At 70.2% G+C, this 13,676-nt stretch carries 16 protein-coding genes; 5 read left to right on the forward strand and 11 right to left on the reverse strand.

Translation table 11 applies throughout. The features are described 5' to 3' along the window. Positions 1 to 24 precede the first annotated feature (24 nt). Entirely contained in the window at positions 25 to 1,020 is a 996-nt protein-coding gene (locus tag TBIF_RS04735) for a pirin family protein (protein ID WP_024793713.1), read from the reverse strand. Positions 1,021 to 1,153: 133 nt separating this feature from the next. Here TBIF_RS04735 and TBIF_RS04740 point away from each other — a divergent pair, with 133 nt between their 5' ends. The 5 genes from TBIF_RS04740 (at position 1,154) to TBIF_RS04760 (ending at position 3,228) form a co-directional block, all read left to right on the forward strand. Beyond that, positions 1,154 to 1,678, forward strand: coding sequence for a hypothetical protein (locus TBIF_RS04740; protein WP_148302160.1), 525 nt, complete (start codon positions 1,154 to 1,156; stop codon positions 1,676 to 1,678). A 69-nt stretch (positions 1,679 to 1,747) separates the two neighbouring features. Continuing rightward, positions 1,748 to 1,960 (forward strand): dodecin, encoded by a 213-nt coding sequence (locus TBIF_RS04745; RefSeq protein ID WP_024793715.1) that lies wholly within the window; start codon positions 1,748 to 1,750, stop codon positions 1,958 to 1,960. A 52-nt stretch (positions 1,961 to 2,012) separates the two neighbouring features. Next, positions 2,013 to 2,396 (forward strand): fluoride efflux transporter FluC, encoded by a 384-nt coding sequence (locus tag TBIF_RS04750; RefSeq protein WP_024793716.1) that lies wholly within the window; start codon positions 2,013 to 2,015, stop codon positions 2,394 to 2,396. Continuing rightward, on the forward strand, positions 2,393 to 2,758 hold the full coding sequence (gene crcB / locus TBIF_RS04755; protein ID WP_024793717.1) for a fluoride efflux transporter CrcB: 366 nt from the start codon (positions 2,393 to 2,395) through the stop codon (positions 2,756 to 2,758). Before TBIF_RS04750 ends, crcB begins: the two co-directional genes overlap by 4 nt. Positions 2,759 to 2,784: 26 nt before the next feature. Continuing rightward, positions 2,785 to 3,228 carry a universal stress protein gene (locus TBIF_RS04760; RefSeq protein WP_024793718.1) on the forward strand — a complete coding sequence of 148 codons (444 nt, stop codon included), beginning with the start codon at positions 2,785 to 2,787 and terminating at the stop codon, positions 3,226 to 3,228. 59 nt (positions 3,229 to 3,287) lie between these two features. Here the strand turns inward: TBIF_RS04760 and TBIF_RS04765 are convergent, their stop codons facing one another. The 10 genes from TBIF_RS04765 to TBIF_RS22865 form a co-directional block, all read right to left on the reverse strand. Next, positions 3,288 to 3,719, reverse strand: coding sequence for an SPW repeat protein (locus TBIF_RS04765; protein ID WP_038169772.1), 432 nt, complete (start codon positions 3,717 to 3,719; stop codon positions 3,288 to 3,290). Between the two features lie 85 nt (positions 3,720 to 3,804). Further along, on the reverse strand, positions 3,805 to 4,560 hold the full coding sequence (locus TBIF_RS04770) for an anti-sigma factor (protein ID WP_024793720.1): 756 nt from the start codon (positions 4,558 to 4,560) through the stop codon (positions 3,805 to 3,807). After that, entirely contained in the window at positions 4,553 to 5,131 is a 579-nt protein-coding gene (locus tag TBIF_RS04775) for a sigma-70 family RNA polymerase sigma factor (RefSeq protein ID WP_024793721.1), read from the reverse strand. Before TBIF_RS04775 ends, TBIF_RS04770 begins: the two co-directional genes overlap by 8 nt. Before the next feature lie 59 nt (positions 5,132 to 5,190). Continuing rightward, on the reverse strand, positions 5,191 to 5,994 hold the full coding sequence (locus TBIF_RS04780; RefSeq protein WP_024793722.1) for a DUF1295 domain-containing protein: 804 nt from the start codon (positions 5,992 to 5,994) through the stop codon (positions 5,191 to 5,193). After that, positions 5,991 to 7,271: an SAM-dependent methyltransferase gene (locus tag TBIF_RS04785; protein ID WP_024793723.1), complete on the reverse strand. Its 1,281-nt coding sequence runs from the start codon at positions 7,269 to 7,271 to the stop codon at positions 5,991 to 5,993. The genes TBIF_RS04780 and TBIF_RS04785 overlap by 4 nt, the downstream gene beginning before the upstream one ends. Further along, positions 7,268 to 8,701, reverse strand: coding sequence for a class I SAM-dependent methyltransferase (locus tag TBIF_RS04790; protein WP_024793724.1), 1,434 nt, complete (start codon positions 8,699 to 8,701; stop codon positions 7,268 to 7,270). Before TBIF_RS04790 ends, TBIF_RS04785 begins: the two co-directional genes overlap by 4 nt. Then, positions 8,698 to 9,459: a DUF1365 domain-containing protein gene (locus TBIF_RS04795; RefSeq protein WP_024793725.1), complete on the reverse strand. Its 762-nt coding sequence runs from the start codon at positions 9,457 to 9,459 to the stop codon at positions 8,698 to 8,700. Before TBIF_RS04795 ends, TBIF_RS04790 begins: the two co-directional genes overlap by 4 nt. Continuing rightward, the gene (locus tag TBIF_RS04800; RefSeq protein WP_038169774.1) at positions 9,456 to 10,766 is read right to left on the reverse strand and encodes an NAD(P)/FAD-dependent oxidoreductase; all 1,311 of its coding nucleotides are present in this window, start codon (positions 10,764 to 10,766) and stop codon (positions 9,456 to 9,458) included. The genes TBIF_RS04795 and TBIF_RS04800 overlap by 4 nt, the downstream gene beginning before the upstream one ends. Next, complete coding sequence (locus TBIF_RS22860) at positions 10,759 to 11,406, reverse strand: alpha/beta hydrolase (RefSeq protein ID WP_038169777.1); 648 nt, start codon at positions 11,404 to 11,406, stop codon at positions 10,759 to 10,761. Before TBIF_RS22860 ends, TBIF_RS04800 begins: the two co-directional genes overlap by 8 nt. A 43-nt stretch (positions 11,407 to 11,449) precedes the next feature. Then, the gene (locus TBIF_RS22865) at positions 11,450 to 13,540 is read right to left on the reverse strand and encodes an MMPL family transporter (protein WP_038169779.1); all 2,091 of its coding nucleotides are present in this window, start codon (positions 13,538 to 13,540) and stop codon (positions 11,450 to 11,452) included. Positions 13,541 to 13,676 lie beyond the last annotated feature (136 nt).

Consider the following 13,676-nt stretch of genomic DNA (forward strand, 5'->3'; position numbering starts at 1 on the left):
GGGGGCGAACGCGTAGGGCCGTGCTTAGCCCGGATTGCGCCGCGGCGTCATCCGCGCGTTGGGCAGTGGCGGCGCGGGCAGCCACTCGGGAGCGCCGTCGCGCGGCGGGGAGTAGCCCTCGACGTGGCCGAACCGGCTGGTGCGCTCCTGCCACTCGGCCCGGGCGGCCACGATCTCCTCGTGGCTGCGGCCGACGAAGTTCCACCACATCACGATCTCCTCGCGGAAGGGCTCGCCGCCCAGCAGGATCATCCGGGCCGGCTCGGGGCCTGGGTTGTGGACGGTCAGCACCGTCCGCCCAGGGCACAGGAAGCCGAGCTCGCCGCGCGCCAGCTCCGTGCCGCACAGCCGGACGGGCCCGGCGTCGATCAGCAGCCCGTGCTCCATCGCGGCGTCGACCTCGAGCTCGAGCGACGCACCGGGCTCGAGGGTGATCTCCGCGCCCAGCAGGGGTGTGAATGTGGCGACGGGGGAGGTGCTGCCTGCGAGGTCGCCGAGGAAGACCCGTAGGAGCGCGCCGTCCAGCCGGACGGGCTCTGGTGCGTAGTGGACGAAGTCGCGGTCGGCGTCGCGGTGCGCGTGGGGCAGCGCCACCCACAGCTGCACGCCGTGCAGGACTGTGGTCTCCGGCGTCGACACCTCGGAGTGGCAGATCCCGTGCCCGCCGGTCATCAGGTTCAGCTCGCCGGGCCGCACGAGGGCGTGCTTGCCGAGGCTGTCGCGGTGCTCGATCTCACCGGTGAACAGCCAGCTCACGGTTTGTAGGCCGGTGTGCGGGTGCGGTGCGACGTCCATGCCGCCGGAGTCGGCGACGTCGTCGGGGCCGTAGTGGTCGGCGAAGCACCAGGCGCCGATCAGTGAGCGCTGGCGTTGGGGGAGGGTGCGGCGGACCAGCATCGCGCGCGGACCGCCCAGGGGCACCTCGCGGGACGTGATGACCTCGACGGCCGCCAGCGCGTCCGGGCCCGCTCGAAGCTCGGCGCAGCGGATCTCGAGGGGATCGGACTCGACGTTGCTCATGTTCGTACCCTTCGCCAGGAGGCCAGGACGGCCGGTTCCAGACTGCCAGATGCAGAAGTCAATAGGTGTACGTACTTCTCACACTTTGCGTGCGATGGGTGCGTGGAGTTGCATTTGCATGGACGATGGGGGAATGAATCCTCGTTCTGCGGTCGTGTCCATTATCGGGGACACCCGCTCTACGGAGACGGCGCGGGTCGGCGCTGGCGCGCTGCGTGTCGCCAAGAGGGTGGGTCTGAAGGGGCTCGTCGCCATCATCGGCGGCGGGCTTTTCGCGTGGATGGTGCCCTGGTGCGTGTACCTGGCGATGACGCTGCCCGCGACGGCCATCGCGACGAATTGGTCCATCGCGTGGGTTGGCTTCGACATCGCGTTGGCCGTGGTGGCGGCGGCGACCGCATGGTTCGCGCACAAGGGCGATGTGCGTGCGGGGCTTACCGCGTTGGCCGTCGCGGTGATGCTGATGATGGATGCCTGGTTCGACGCGATGACCGCGGGGGCCGGCGCGGGCATGGCGATGTCGCTGGGCCTGGCCTTCGGTCTGAACCTCCCGTTGGCGGCGGGCGCGGCCTGGTACTCGCGGCGCACGCTGCGCAGCCACCTAAGGCTGGCGCGGGCAGAGCGGAACGACGGTTGCTGCGCGCACGACCACCAGTGATTCCCCCGCGGGACCACGCGCGCAGTCGTAGCATGGGCTCCAACCTGTCCGCTTGGGAAGGAGTTCGCCATGGATGATCGTGATCATGTGTATCGGGTGACCGAGGTGGTGGGGTCATCGTCCGAGGGAGTCGACGCGGCCATCCGCAATGCCATCTCCCGCGCGTCCGCGACAATCCGCAACATCAACTGGTTCGAGGTCACCGAGACCCGCGGCTATGTGGATAATGACGCGGTGGCCTATGTGCAAGTGACTATGAAGATCGGATTCCGCCTCGAGTGAGCTGACCCCCAGCCGGCTGGCGCCGCACCGGCGCATCGACGCCATCGCGGCGGTGGCGGTCGGTGGATTTCTTGGCGCGCTGGCGCGGTTCGAGCTGGGCGAGGCATTCCCGCAGACGGCGGGGCAGTGGCCGGCGACGACGTTCGCCATCAACGTCGCCGGAGCCTTCGCACTGGGCGTGCTGCTGGAGGCGCTGCTGCGGCTCGGGCCGGACTCCGGCTGGCGCCAGCGCGTGCGCCTCGGCGCCGGCACCGGTGTGCTGGGCGCGTTCACGACCTACAGTGCCCTCGCGGTGGACACGGCGCTGCTGCTGCGAGCTGGACAGCAGTGGTCTGCGCTGTCCTATGCGGGGGGGACGGTGCTCGCGGGGCTGGTGGCCACGCTGCTCGGCATCGCGGTGGGCGCTCGGGTGGGCGGCCGGCGGGTGCGCGGGTGACGGCGCTGTGGCTGGCCTGCGCGGGCAGCGCGGGCGCGGTCGCCCGGTTCATGCTCGACGGCGCGGTGCGCGCGCGCTGGCGCCCAGACTTCCCGTGGGCGACGATCGCCGTCAACGTCTCCGGCTCCCTGCTGCTGGGCATCATCACCGGGCTCGCCCTCTGGCATGGCGAGCCGAGCCAGGTGCGGGCCATCATTGGGGTGGGGTTTTGCGGCGGTTACACCACGTTCAGCACCGCGAGCGTGGAGACGGTGCGGCTGCTCCAGCGCGGCCGCTATTGGGCCGGGGCAGGCAACGCGTTCGGGACCTTGGCGGTCACCGTCGCCGCCGCGGCCGTCGGGCTCACGCTGGCCAGCCTGTGACCCCGGAGGAGGAAAGGGACAATCCCATGCCGAACCTGGTGGTCGGATACGACCGGCACCCGGCCAGCCGGTCCGCGCTCGCATTCGCCGCGGACCTGGCGGGCAGGCTCGACGCAGGGCTGCATGTGGTGCACGTCGTCGACGACGAGGACGTGCCCGTCGATCCGGACTCGGACGACCTCGAGGCGGCGACCGCGGGCCGGGCTGAGTGGGCGCGGGCGGCGGCGGATGCGCAGCTGGCGGAGTTCGCAGGGGCGTGGACATATTATTCGCGGCACGGTCGCCCGGCCGTGGTCTTAGCCCAGATCGCGACGGACACCGATGCCGCGATGATCGTGCTCGGGGTTCCGCGGAAGGGGCTGATGGCGATGATGGAGCGACTGCTCGGCGAGTCGGTGTCCGCGGCTGAGGTCCGTCTCGCGGGCCGGCCCGTAGTGCTCGTGCCTGAGCAGGCCGGCGACACCGACTAGCCGCGCACCAAGTGGGAGGCCCGATTCTGGACCTCCCACTTGTCTGCTGCCACGCTGGCCTAGCGCCGACGGCTGGGTAGCAGTGCCATCCCGGCCATGCCGAGGCCGCAGACCACGACCACGGCGCCGCAGACGACGCTGGACCAGATCATCGACGTGGTCGTGGTGACTCCGACGATGACCCACGGTGCGACGATCATCCACACACCCAGCAGCGGGATGGTGAACGCCATCCCATGGAGCCGCCGATAATCGGATGTGAATGCGACCGCGGCGAAGGCCACCGCGAGCCCGACGATCAGGCATGGCACCGTCATCGCCGTGACGCCGGAGAAACCGATAATCCACGGCGACCCCGCCATGTACAGCCCCGCCAGCAGGACGAGTCCGGAATCCGCCTGCATCATCGGATTCGCGACGATCTTGTCGTAGCGGTCGTGCATCTCAAGCATGTCGGGATGCCGTTCAATGGGCAGACTCGATGTCGACATGATTGCTCACCTCTTCGAGGAACCAAGGAGACGGCTGTCCCCTCGTATTCCAGGATATGCCCAGCAAGAGGCATACGGAAGAGGCCTAGGTCAGCGCAATCGTGGCAATGATATTGGTCGGCTGCGCGGAGCCTCCGGCGGGCTCGAGGCTAAGCCCGAGCGCCGTCGAGGAGTCGATCCCCGAGAGCACCGCCTGGGTGGACGGCGCGACCGACTCGGAGTCCATGGTGCCCATGGAGACGGGCTCGTGGTCTGGGCCGGTCAGCCACATTTGATACACCGTCCCGGGCTGCGGCGGCGCGACATCGTTCATCACCAGGACGGCGGCGTTGACGGTTTCGGAGAACACGACCGTGGCGGTGCCGCCGCCCGGGATAGTCGTGGCGGCGGTGCGCACGTCCGAGGCGTCGAGCACCTGGGCGGAGATCGAGACCTCGGGAGCGCCGCGCTGCTGCGTGACGGCGACCCCAGCGATGGTGATGGCCACGACGGCCGCGGCGGCGCTGATCCCTGCCACCCAGCCGTTACGGCGGCGTCGGCGGGCGTCGGCCAGCGAGATCGGTGCTGCGATCGGCGCTGCCGGAGGCTGGACGGCGGCCAGCATTGCGTCGAGCACCCGGGCGGGCGGCGCGACGGCGGTCGCCGCGGACTGCACGGCCATCGTCTCCCGGTAGCCGCGGACCAGAGCATTGAACTCGGCGCGGATCGCGGGTTCTGCGGCCGCCACGGCGGACTCGATGGCGAGGCGTTCGGCGTCGTCGACCGCGTGCAGGGCGTAGGCGGCGGCGAGGTCAAGCAACTCCGCGGACGCGTCAGGCTCGGGCGTCGAGTGGTCAGGCATGAGCGCGCACCCCCAGACAGTCCTTGAGCCGGCCGAGGCCGTCGCGGATCCGCGACTTCACGGTCGGGAGGGCCACGGACAGTCGCTCGGCGACCTCGCGATAGGTGAGCCCGCCGTAGTAGGCGAGGGTCACGCTGCTGCGCTGCACCTCGGTGAGCGTCCCGAGACAGTCGGCGACCTCGCGGGCGTCCTCGCGGCTGGCGACCTCGTCGGAGACAGAGTCGAAATCGGCGGACCAGTTGGCCGCGCCGTACGCGCCCTCCCGGTTGGTGCTGGACTGCTCGGAGCGGACTCGGTCGATCGCGCGGCGGTGCGCGAGGGTGATCAGCCAGGACAGGGCCGAGCCCTTGTCCGGGTCGAAGTTGCCCGCGTTGTGCCAGACCTGCAGGTAGATCTCCTGTGTGGTCTCCTCGCTGTAGCCTGGGTCGCGCAGCACGCGCAGGACCATGCCGTGGACGCGGGCGCTGGTGCGCGCGTAGAGGTCCCGGAATGCGGCGGTCTCGCCAGCGGCCACGCGGGCCAACAGCGCGTCGAGGGTCGCCTCGCCGGTCCTCGCGCCGAGGTTGGTCATCGGCAGTTCGCAGTCATCACGGCAAATCATAGCCATGGGTGCCGGCGGCGCGCAGACCGTCATGGCTTACCGCCCGGCGGCCGGGGCAAAAAGTAGCTGGTGCTGCGCTGATACTCGGGGTAGCCGGGGCGCTGGGACATCGACCGCTCCAGCAGCCGCGCCCCGGTGGCGAACACCAAAAAGTAGGTCATCACGACGGGCGAGAGCGCGGTGAGCACGCCTGGCCAGGCGCTGGCCGCGATGAGCCACAGGCCCCACCAGACGCAGGCGTCGCCGAAGTAGTTGGGATGCCGGGTCCACGCCCACAGCCCGGAGGCCATGATCTTCCCCCGGTTGGCGGGGTTGGCCTTGAACGCCCGCAGCTGATGGTCGCCGACTGCCTCGAATACGACGCCCAGCAGCCAGAGCGCCCCGCCGAGCCACGCCGCCGCCGACCAGGCGCCGGTCGTGGGGCCGGCCACGGCGGAGACCTGCAGCGGCAGCGAGACGAACCACTGCGCCAGGCCCTGCGTCAGGAAGACCTTGCGGATCACCGTCGCCGGGCCCGCGTCGCCGAGCATGGCGGTGTAGCGGGGATCCTCGTCCTTGCCCGCAGACTTGGTGTGCAGGTGCCAGCTCAGCCGCAGTCCCCATACCGCGACGAGGGCGCACAGCAGCCAGGCTCGTGTCGGCTCGCCGGCGCCGGCGCCGGCGAGCGCCGCGATGAGCGCGACGACCACCAGGCCCAGGCCCCAGCTGACGTCCACCACGTTGTAGCGGCCGATGCGGCGGCCGATGCGGAAGGCGGCGGTCTGGACCAGTGCCAGCGCGCCGGCGCTGGCCCCGGAGACCACGGCAAGGCTCGACCAGTCGAATCCGGTCATGGCAGTTCCTCCGCCGCGCTGCCACCGGCGGTAGGCCGCACCGCGAGCAGTTGGTCGACGCCCATGCGGCCCTGCTCGAAGCTGAGCCGCCCGCCCACGAGATAGAGGCGCCAGACCCGCGCCATCTCGACGCCGACCAGGGCCACGACCTCGGACCAGCGTGCCTCGAGGCTCGCCAGCCACGCGTCGACGGTCCACACATAGTGCTCGCGCAGACTGTGCACGTCGCGCATCTCCAGTCCGGCCCGCTCGAGCAGCGCCACCGTCGCGCCGACCGGCCGCATCGTCATGTCGGGGGCGATGAACGACTCGATGAACGGGCCGCCGCCGGGATGCCAGCCGGCGCGGGACATCTGCTGGACCAGCACGCGGGCGCCGGGCTTGGCGTTATCGTGGAGGACCTGCGCGTAGCGGGGATAGTTGCCCTCGCCCACGTGCTCGCCCATCTCAAGCGAGGTGACCGCGTCGAACGGGCCGTCGGGGATCTCTCGGTAGTCCTGCAGCCGGATCTCGACGCGGTGGCTCAGTCCCAGCTCCGCGATCCGCTTGTCGGCGAACGCCTTCTGCTCGCGGGAGATTGTCACGCCGACCACCTGGGCGTTGTGCTCGGCGGCGGCGTGGATGCTCAGCGCGCCCCAGCCGCAGCCGACGTCGAGCAGTCGCATGCCGGGCCCGCCGAGCCCCACCTTGCGGCAGACCAGGTCCAGCTTGTCGCGTTGGGCTTGCTCGATGCCGTAGCCCGGATCCCGCGGTGTGCCGGGGACGTTCCGGGTGAAGTAGGCGCACGAGTACGCCATGGCCGGGTCCAAGACCAGCGCGTAGAAGTCATTTGACAGGTCGTAGTGGTGGCTGATGGCGGCGCGGTCGCGGCGCGGCGTGTGTATGCGCCCGCGCAGCTGGGACTGGGTGGCCGGCGGCGGCAGCGGGCGGCCCAAGACTCCCAGTCCGGCGGCCCCGCGCAGCACACGCAGCAGATCCGCCAGCCGGGGTCGGGCGCCGGTGAGGCCGCGTTCCGCCGCCGCCGCGCGCACCTGCGTCAGCGCGGCGGCGATGTCGTCCTCGACGTCCAACTCGCCGGTGACGTAGGCCTGCGCGGCGCCGAGCTCGCCAGGGTGCCAGAGCAGGCGGCGCAGCGCGTCGGGGCTGTTCAGGGTGATCCGCGGCCCGTCGGGATCGCCGGCGACGCTGCCGTCCCACGCAGTCAGGCGCACGGGCAGCATGCCGCTCAGCAGTGGCCGCAGCAGCTCCTCTAGCAGCGGCGCCACGGGGGCGCTCATGACCGGCCGCTGTCGGAGTGGTTCCCACGGCTGGGGCGCTCGAGGTTTGGGCGCTCAAGGTTCGGGCGCTCGAGGGTGATCTGCTGCACGTCCAGATAGCCGGATCGGAATCCCGCCTCGGAGTAGGACAGGTAGAAGTGCCACATCCGGCGGAAGGTCTCGTCGAAGCCGAGCGCCGCGACCCGGCTGCCGCTCGCGGCGAAGCGCGATTCCCACAGCCGCAGCGTCTCCGCGTAGTGCAGCCCGATGCTCAGACGCTCCCGCACGTGCAGGTCCGTGTGCTCTGCGGCGATCCGCTCGATGGATTCGGTGGACGGCAGGAACCCGCCCGGAAAGATGTATTTGTGCACCCAGGTATAGGTGTTCACGGTCTGCAGCATCCGGTCGTGCGGCATCGTGATCGCCTGCAGTGCGACTCGGCCGCCGGGCGCCAGGAGCTTGTCCAGCACCTGGAAGTACGTGGGCCAGTACTGGTGGCCCACAGCCTCGATCATCTCGACGGAGACGATGGCGTCGTATTCGCCGTCCACCTCGCGGTAGTCCATGAGGTCGATGCGCACCGCGTCTTGGTAGCCCGCCTCGGCGACCCGCTTGCGGGCCAGCTCCTGCTGCTCGCTCGAGAGCGTCACCGAGCGCACGACCGCGCCCCGCTGCGCCGCCCGAATACACAGCTCGCCCCACCCGGTGCCGATCTCCAGCAGCCGGACGCCGGGGCCGACCCCACCCTGGTCCAGGAGCAGGTCAATCTTGCGGCGCTGGGCGTCTGCCAACACGTCCCACGTGGGCGCGGGGTTGGGAAGCTCTGCCTGCCGCACCGCGACGCCCCGAACCGGGTTGAAATGTGGGTTCGGAGGCATGAACAGCGCAGCGGAATAGCTCATCGTCTCATCGAGGAAGCTCTCGAACAGATCGTTGGACAGATCATAGTGGCGCGCGATATTGGCGCGCGTGTTCTGTCTCGTGTTGCGTTCGTGCGTGGGGTGCTTGCGCACATACAGGGAGCGCAAGCGTTGCAGGGAGGGGGGGATCAAGGTCGCCATGCGCGAGGCGAAGACGGTGAGGACGGCCGCGAGGTCCGGCGAGGTCCAGTCGCCAGCCATATAGGACTCGCCGAACCCGATCAGCCCGTCCGCGCCCACCCGCCGCGCGAACGCGTCGGGGTCCCGGATGATCATGCGCGGCAGGATCTCGTGCTCGGGGGCGTCGAGCCCTGCGTCAGCGGTCCGCGGGTCGGCGCCGATGAGTACGCCGTCCGGATACTCGACCCGGACGTCGAGGTTGCGAGCGGCACGACGGAACAAGGCGTCGGCGGCTTTGGCGGCGACGGTGGCGCGCAGACCAGTGGGGACGTGGGACAGCCCAGACCAGGCGGAGAGCTCGGGTTGGCCGAGGTCGGTCTGCGTGCCTGCCGTGTGATCGGGCCTGCTCATTGGGCGCTGCCTTTCTGGGGGTGGTCGTGGCTGTCATGGTGAGATTCGTGCGGCGGCCTGGGCGTGATCGGCAGCCCGCGCGCCCAGAGTCCGATGCCCTTGACGCGGATCCGGGCGGATACCGCCAGCGGGGCGAGGGGGGCGCGAAGTTGGGTGCGGACCACGTTTCTCGTGCTGGCCGGCGTGCGAGCGCCCCGCACCGCGGCCACGAACGGGTCGTGGCCCTCGCGGTGCAGGGTGACATTGATGGCGAGGGTCTCGCCGGGCTCGGGAAAACTCATCGAGTACCGGCCGCTCACGTCGTTGAATGGCGAGACGTAGAACTTCTTATCCGTCACCGCGTGGTGGCGGCGGTCCAGCCGCACCAGGTAGGCGTGCCGTTGCCCGTAGGTGTTGTGCACCTCGGCGATGACACAGTCGAGATGGCCGTTGGCGTCGTGGCACCAGAAGACGCTCAGCGGGTTGAACACGTAGCCGAGGACGCGGGCGTTGAGCAGCGCGGTGACCCGTCCGCCCGGCAGGTCGACGTCGTGGTCCGCGAGGAACTGGTCGACCCGCTGTCGGAGAGTGTCGCGGGGGTAGTCGCCGAAGAGGTGGTCTCGGCCCTCAAAGCGGGCGAACGGGGCCAGCCAGCGTGGCAGCATCGGTAAATCGTCGATGTCGACGAACCAGCTGTAACTGGCGTGCTCGAAGGTTGTGGCGACGGGTTCGGTGCGCACATGCCGGATCACGGTCTGATAGAGGCTCGGGGTGGTCATGGCCCCTCCTGGCCAGCGCTCAGCGCCGGTCCAGCCCAGGAGCCGCCGAGCCGTTCCGCGGCCCGCAACCCGGAGAGCGCGCCGTCCTCGTGGAAGCCCCAACCGTGATAGGCGCCGGCGAAGGCCACCGTGTCCGAGTTCAGGTCGGCCAACCGCGCCTGCGCCGCGACGGAGGTCGGAGTGAAGATCGGGTGCTCGTAGTCCATCTCCGCGAGCACGGTCGCGGGGTCCACGAGGTGCGCGCCGCCGAGCGTCACCAGGAAGCGGCGGTCGGTGACCGAGTCCAGGCGCATCAGGCGCGTCATGTCATAGGTGACGATCACTCCGCGGGCGTCGCTCGTGCCCGCGGGAATCAGGTAGTTCCAGGACGCCCGGGCGCCTGCGGCCAGTGGCAGCAGGGACTCGTCGGTGTGCAGAATCGCGTGGTTGGACGAGTAGGGGATGTCCTGGAGCACCGCTGTCTCCAGCGCGGACGGATCGGCCAGCAACGCGAGGGCGTGGCGGGGGTGCAGCGCGATCACCGCCGCATCGAAGTGGCGGTCCACCCCGTCGGCCACCACCCGGACGCCATCGGCGGTGCGAACTATTTGCCGCACGGGTGTGCCGGCCAGCACCTCGTCCAGACCGGCGGCGACCTTCTCCACGTACCGCGCGGAACCGCCGGTGACCGTGCGCCAGGTGGGCGAGCCGAACACCGACAGCATTCCGTGATGCTCCAGGAAGGTGAACAGGTAGCGCGCCGGGTACTGCGGCGCGGTGCCCGGATCGCAGGACCACACGGCGGCGACGAGGGGGGTGAGGAAGTTGTCCTCGAAGTATCGGCTGAACCCGAGGCGCGCCCGGAAGGCGCCGAGCGTCTCCGGGTCCGTCTCGGTCTCCGGGCGCGCCAATACGGCGCTGGCCTCGCGGTGGAAGCGCTTGACCTCGAGGAGCATGCGCAGGAAGCGCGGACGCGCGAGATTGCGGACCGTGGGAAACAGCCCCCGGCCCCCCCGCGCGCCAGCGTATTCCAGGCCGCTTGCCGCAGAGCGGATGGACATGGACATGTCGGAGTCTTGAGTGGCCACCTCGAGCTCGTCGAAGAGCCGCAGCAGGGTCGGGTAGGTGCGGTCGTTGTGCACGATGAAGCCGGTGTCCACGTTCACGGCGACGCCGGAATCGAGTTCGACCCGGTGCGTGTGCGCATGCCCGCCGAGCCGGTCGGCGGCCTCGAAGAGCGTGACGTGGTCCGCTTTGGCCAGCACGTGTGCGGCGGTCAGGCCGGCCACGCCGCTGCCGATGACGGCGATCTTCCTGCGCTCATCCATGGCAGCGCTCCGACTCCCACATCGCTGGCTCGGACTCGGTGTCAGCGGCCAGCGAGGCGAGCACGAGATCGGCCGCGACCTGATGCCACCACCGGGGCTTGGTCAGCAGAAAATGCCCGGCGCCGGTGAGTGATACCCACGTCGCGTTGACGCCGCGCCCGCGGGCGCGGACGGTCTGCGCCCGAGATGCCAGAGGATCGGTCCACCGATCCTCGGCTCCGTGCGCCACGGATAAGGTGCGGCCCGCCGGGATGCGCGCGGCGTCCGACTCCGGCCACCAGGGGGCCAGCGCGGCGATCCCGCACACGCTGGGGTGGTCGGCGAGATGCGCGGCGACCCGCCCGCCCATGGAGTGCCCCACCAGCACGACGGGGACGTCGCCGAAGCGTCCGGTGGCGTCCGCCAGCACGGCGGCGGCGTCGCGCACGGGGTCGCGCTCCGGCTCGTTCCAGCCCCGAACCCGGTACTGGACGCGTTCGACGGCGATGCCGCGTCCCGCGAGGCGTGCGCGCAGGGCGCGGGCGAGCCACGCCATCCGCAGGTTCGACAGCTGCCAGGGGCGGGAGCGCCCGGCGCTGCGGGGCTTGCCGCCGGGCAGCACCAGCACACACGCGGTGGTGGGGGGATGGGACCTGTTCATATGGGTAATTCGGAACCGTCCCCCCACCGGATGGGTTTGGCGCCTAGTGCTCTCCGCGGGCCAGGGCGCTCGGCCACCACACTTTCCGCCCGATCTGCAGCGTCAGCGCCGGGACCAACAGCGAGCGGACGATGAGCGTGTCCAGGAGCACGCCGAACGCGACGATGAACGCGATCTGCGCGAGGAAGATCAACGGGATCACCGCCAGCGCGCCGAAGGTGGCGGCCAGCACCAGCCCCGCCGATGTGATCACCCCGCCGGTGACCGCCAGCCCGCGGCGCACCCCCTCCCTCGTCCCGTGCCGCTGGGACTCCTCGCGGACCCGGGTCATCAGGAAGATGTTGTAGTCCACGCCCAGCGCCACCAGGAACACGAAGCCGAACAGGGGCACCACCGGGTCCGAGCCGGGGAAGTGGAACACGTGGTTGAAAACCAGTGCCGACACGCCCAGGGTCGCGGCGAAGGAGAGCACCACGGTGCCCAACAGCAACAGCGGCGCCACCAACGCCCGCATCAGCAGCGCCAGCACCAAGAACACCACGAGCAGCACGATGGGGATGATGACCGTGCGATCGCGCGCCGAGGTGGTCTGCGTGTCGAGCTGGATCGCGGTGGTGCCGCCCACTAGGGCCTGCGCGCCGGGCACCGCGTGCGCCGCCGAGCGGATTTGCTTGACCACCGCCACCGCCTCCTCGGAGTCGGCGGCGGCCTCGAGGGTGGCCTGAATCTGGACTCGTCCGTCGACGACCCGCGCCGGGCCGCCGGGCGGTCCGGGCTCGGAGACCGCCGCGACGTCGCCGCCCACCACCCCGGGCACCCCGGCCACCGCGTCGATCACCGGTTGGGCGTTGTCGGCCTGCGCGAAGATGAGCACCGGGGAGCCGGAGCCGCCGGGGAAGTGTTGGCTGAGGACGTCTTGGCCGGTGGCCGAGTCCACTTGGACGAGGAAGAAGTCCGATTGCGCGATGCCGTCGGACTTGAGTTGCGGCGCGAACGAGGCGAACACGATCAGCAGCAGAGCCGAGCCGATCCACACCTTCGTGTGGTGCGCGTCGACCTTGCGCGCGACGGTCCACCAGAGGCCGCTCTCGGCGGGCTTCGCGTCGCCGGGGTGGGTCGGCCAGAACGCGGCCTTGCCGGTCAGCGCGAGCGTGGCGGGCAGGAACGTGAGCGACGCGATCAGGGAGGCGGCGATGCCGATCGCGGCGACCGGGCCGAGCCCGCGGTTGGAGTTCAGATCCGAGAACAGCAGGCACAGCACGCCCAGGATCACGGTGCCGCCAGACGCGGCGATCGGCTCCACGACGCCCTTCCACGCGCGGACGACCGCGGCGACACGGTCCCCGTCATGGCCGAGTTCCTCCCGGAACCGCGAGACCAGCAGCAGCGCGTAGTCGGTGGCCGCGCCGAAGACGAGGATGAACAGGATGCCCTGGCTCTGCCCGTCCAGCGTGATCACGTCGTTCGAGGCCAGCAGGTAGATGATGGCGCTGGCCAGAGCCAGCGCGAAGACCGCCGAGAGCAGGACCAGCACCGGCAGCAGCAGGCTGCGGTAGACCACCACCAGGATCAGGGCGACGACACTGCCCGCCACCAGGAGCAGGAGCCCGTCGATACCGGCGAAGGCCGCCGACAGGTCCGCGACCTGCCCGGCGGGGCCGGTGACGAGCACCTGCAGGCCGTCGGGCGCGTCACCGGCGATGAGGTCGCGCAGTTCGTCGACCGTGTCGCCCGGGTCCATGGCCCCGTCCACACCGATGAAGAGCTGTGCGGCCTTGCCGTCCTCGGAGGGTATTGGCGGGGACACCTCGTCCGAGACGCCAGCGAGTTCGGTGGCGGAGCTCGCCAACCCGGTTAGGTAGTCCAGGTCCTGCGGGGTGATCCCAGACTGGCGGTCGGCCACGACCACAGCGGGGATCAGCTGCGAATCCGAGAACTCCTGCTGCAGCTGCGCTACCTTCGTCGCCTCCGCGCTGGCGGGCAGAAACGCGACGGCGTCGTTGGACTGCACTTGTGTGAGCTTGCCCGCGAAGGGCCCGCCGACACCGCCCACAACCAGCCACGCCAGCACCAGCAGTGCGGGGATCAGCCACCGGAGCGTGCGGCGCGGCCGAAGTGGGGAGCTCGTATTCATGGGGCGTTCTCCTGGTGAAGTCGCTTGTGTGTGCGTTGATTGTGACCTTAACTGGGCCGATAGTGAACTGCCCCAGGTTTTGTGCCGCATCCTTGTGAGTTGAAAGGATGCAAACATGCCCAAGAAGATCGAGCCC

This window comes from Tomitella biformata AHU 1821 (genome assembly GCF_000524475.1).
GTDB lineage: Bacteria > Actinomycetota > Actinomycetes > Mycobacteriales > Mycobacteriaceae > Tomitella > Tomitella biformata.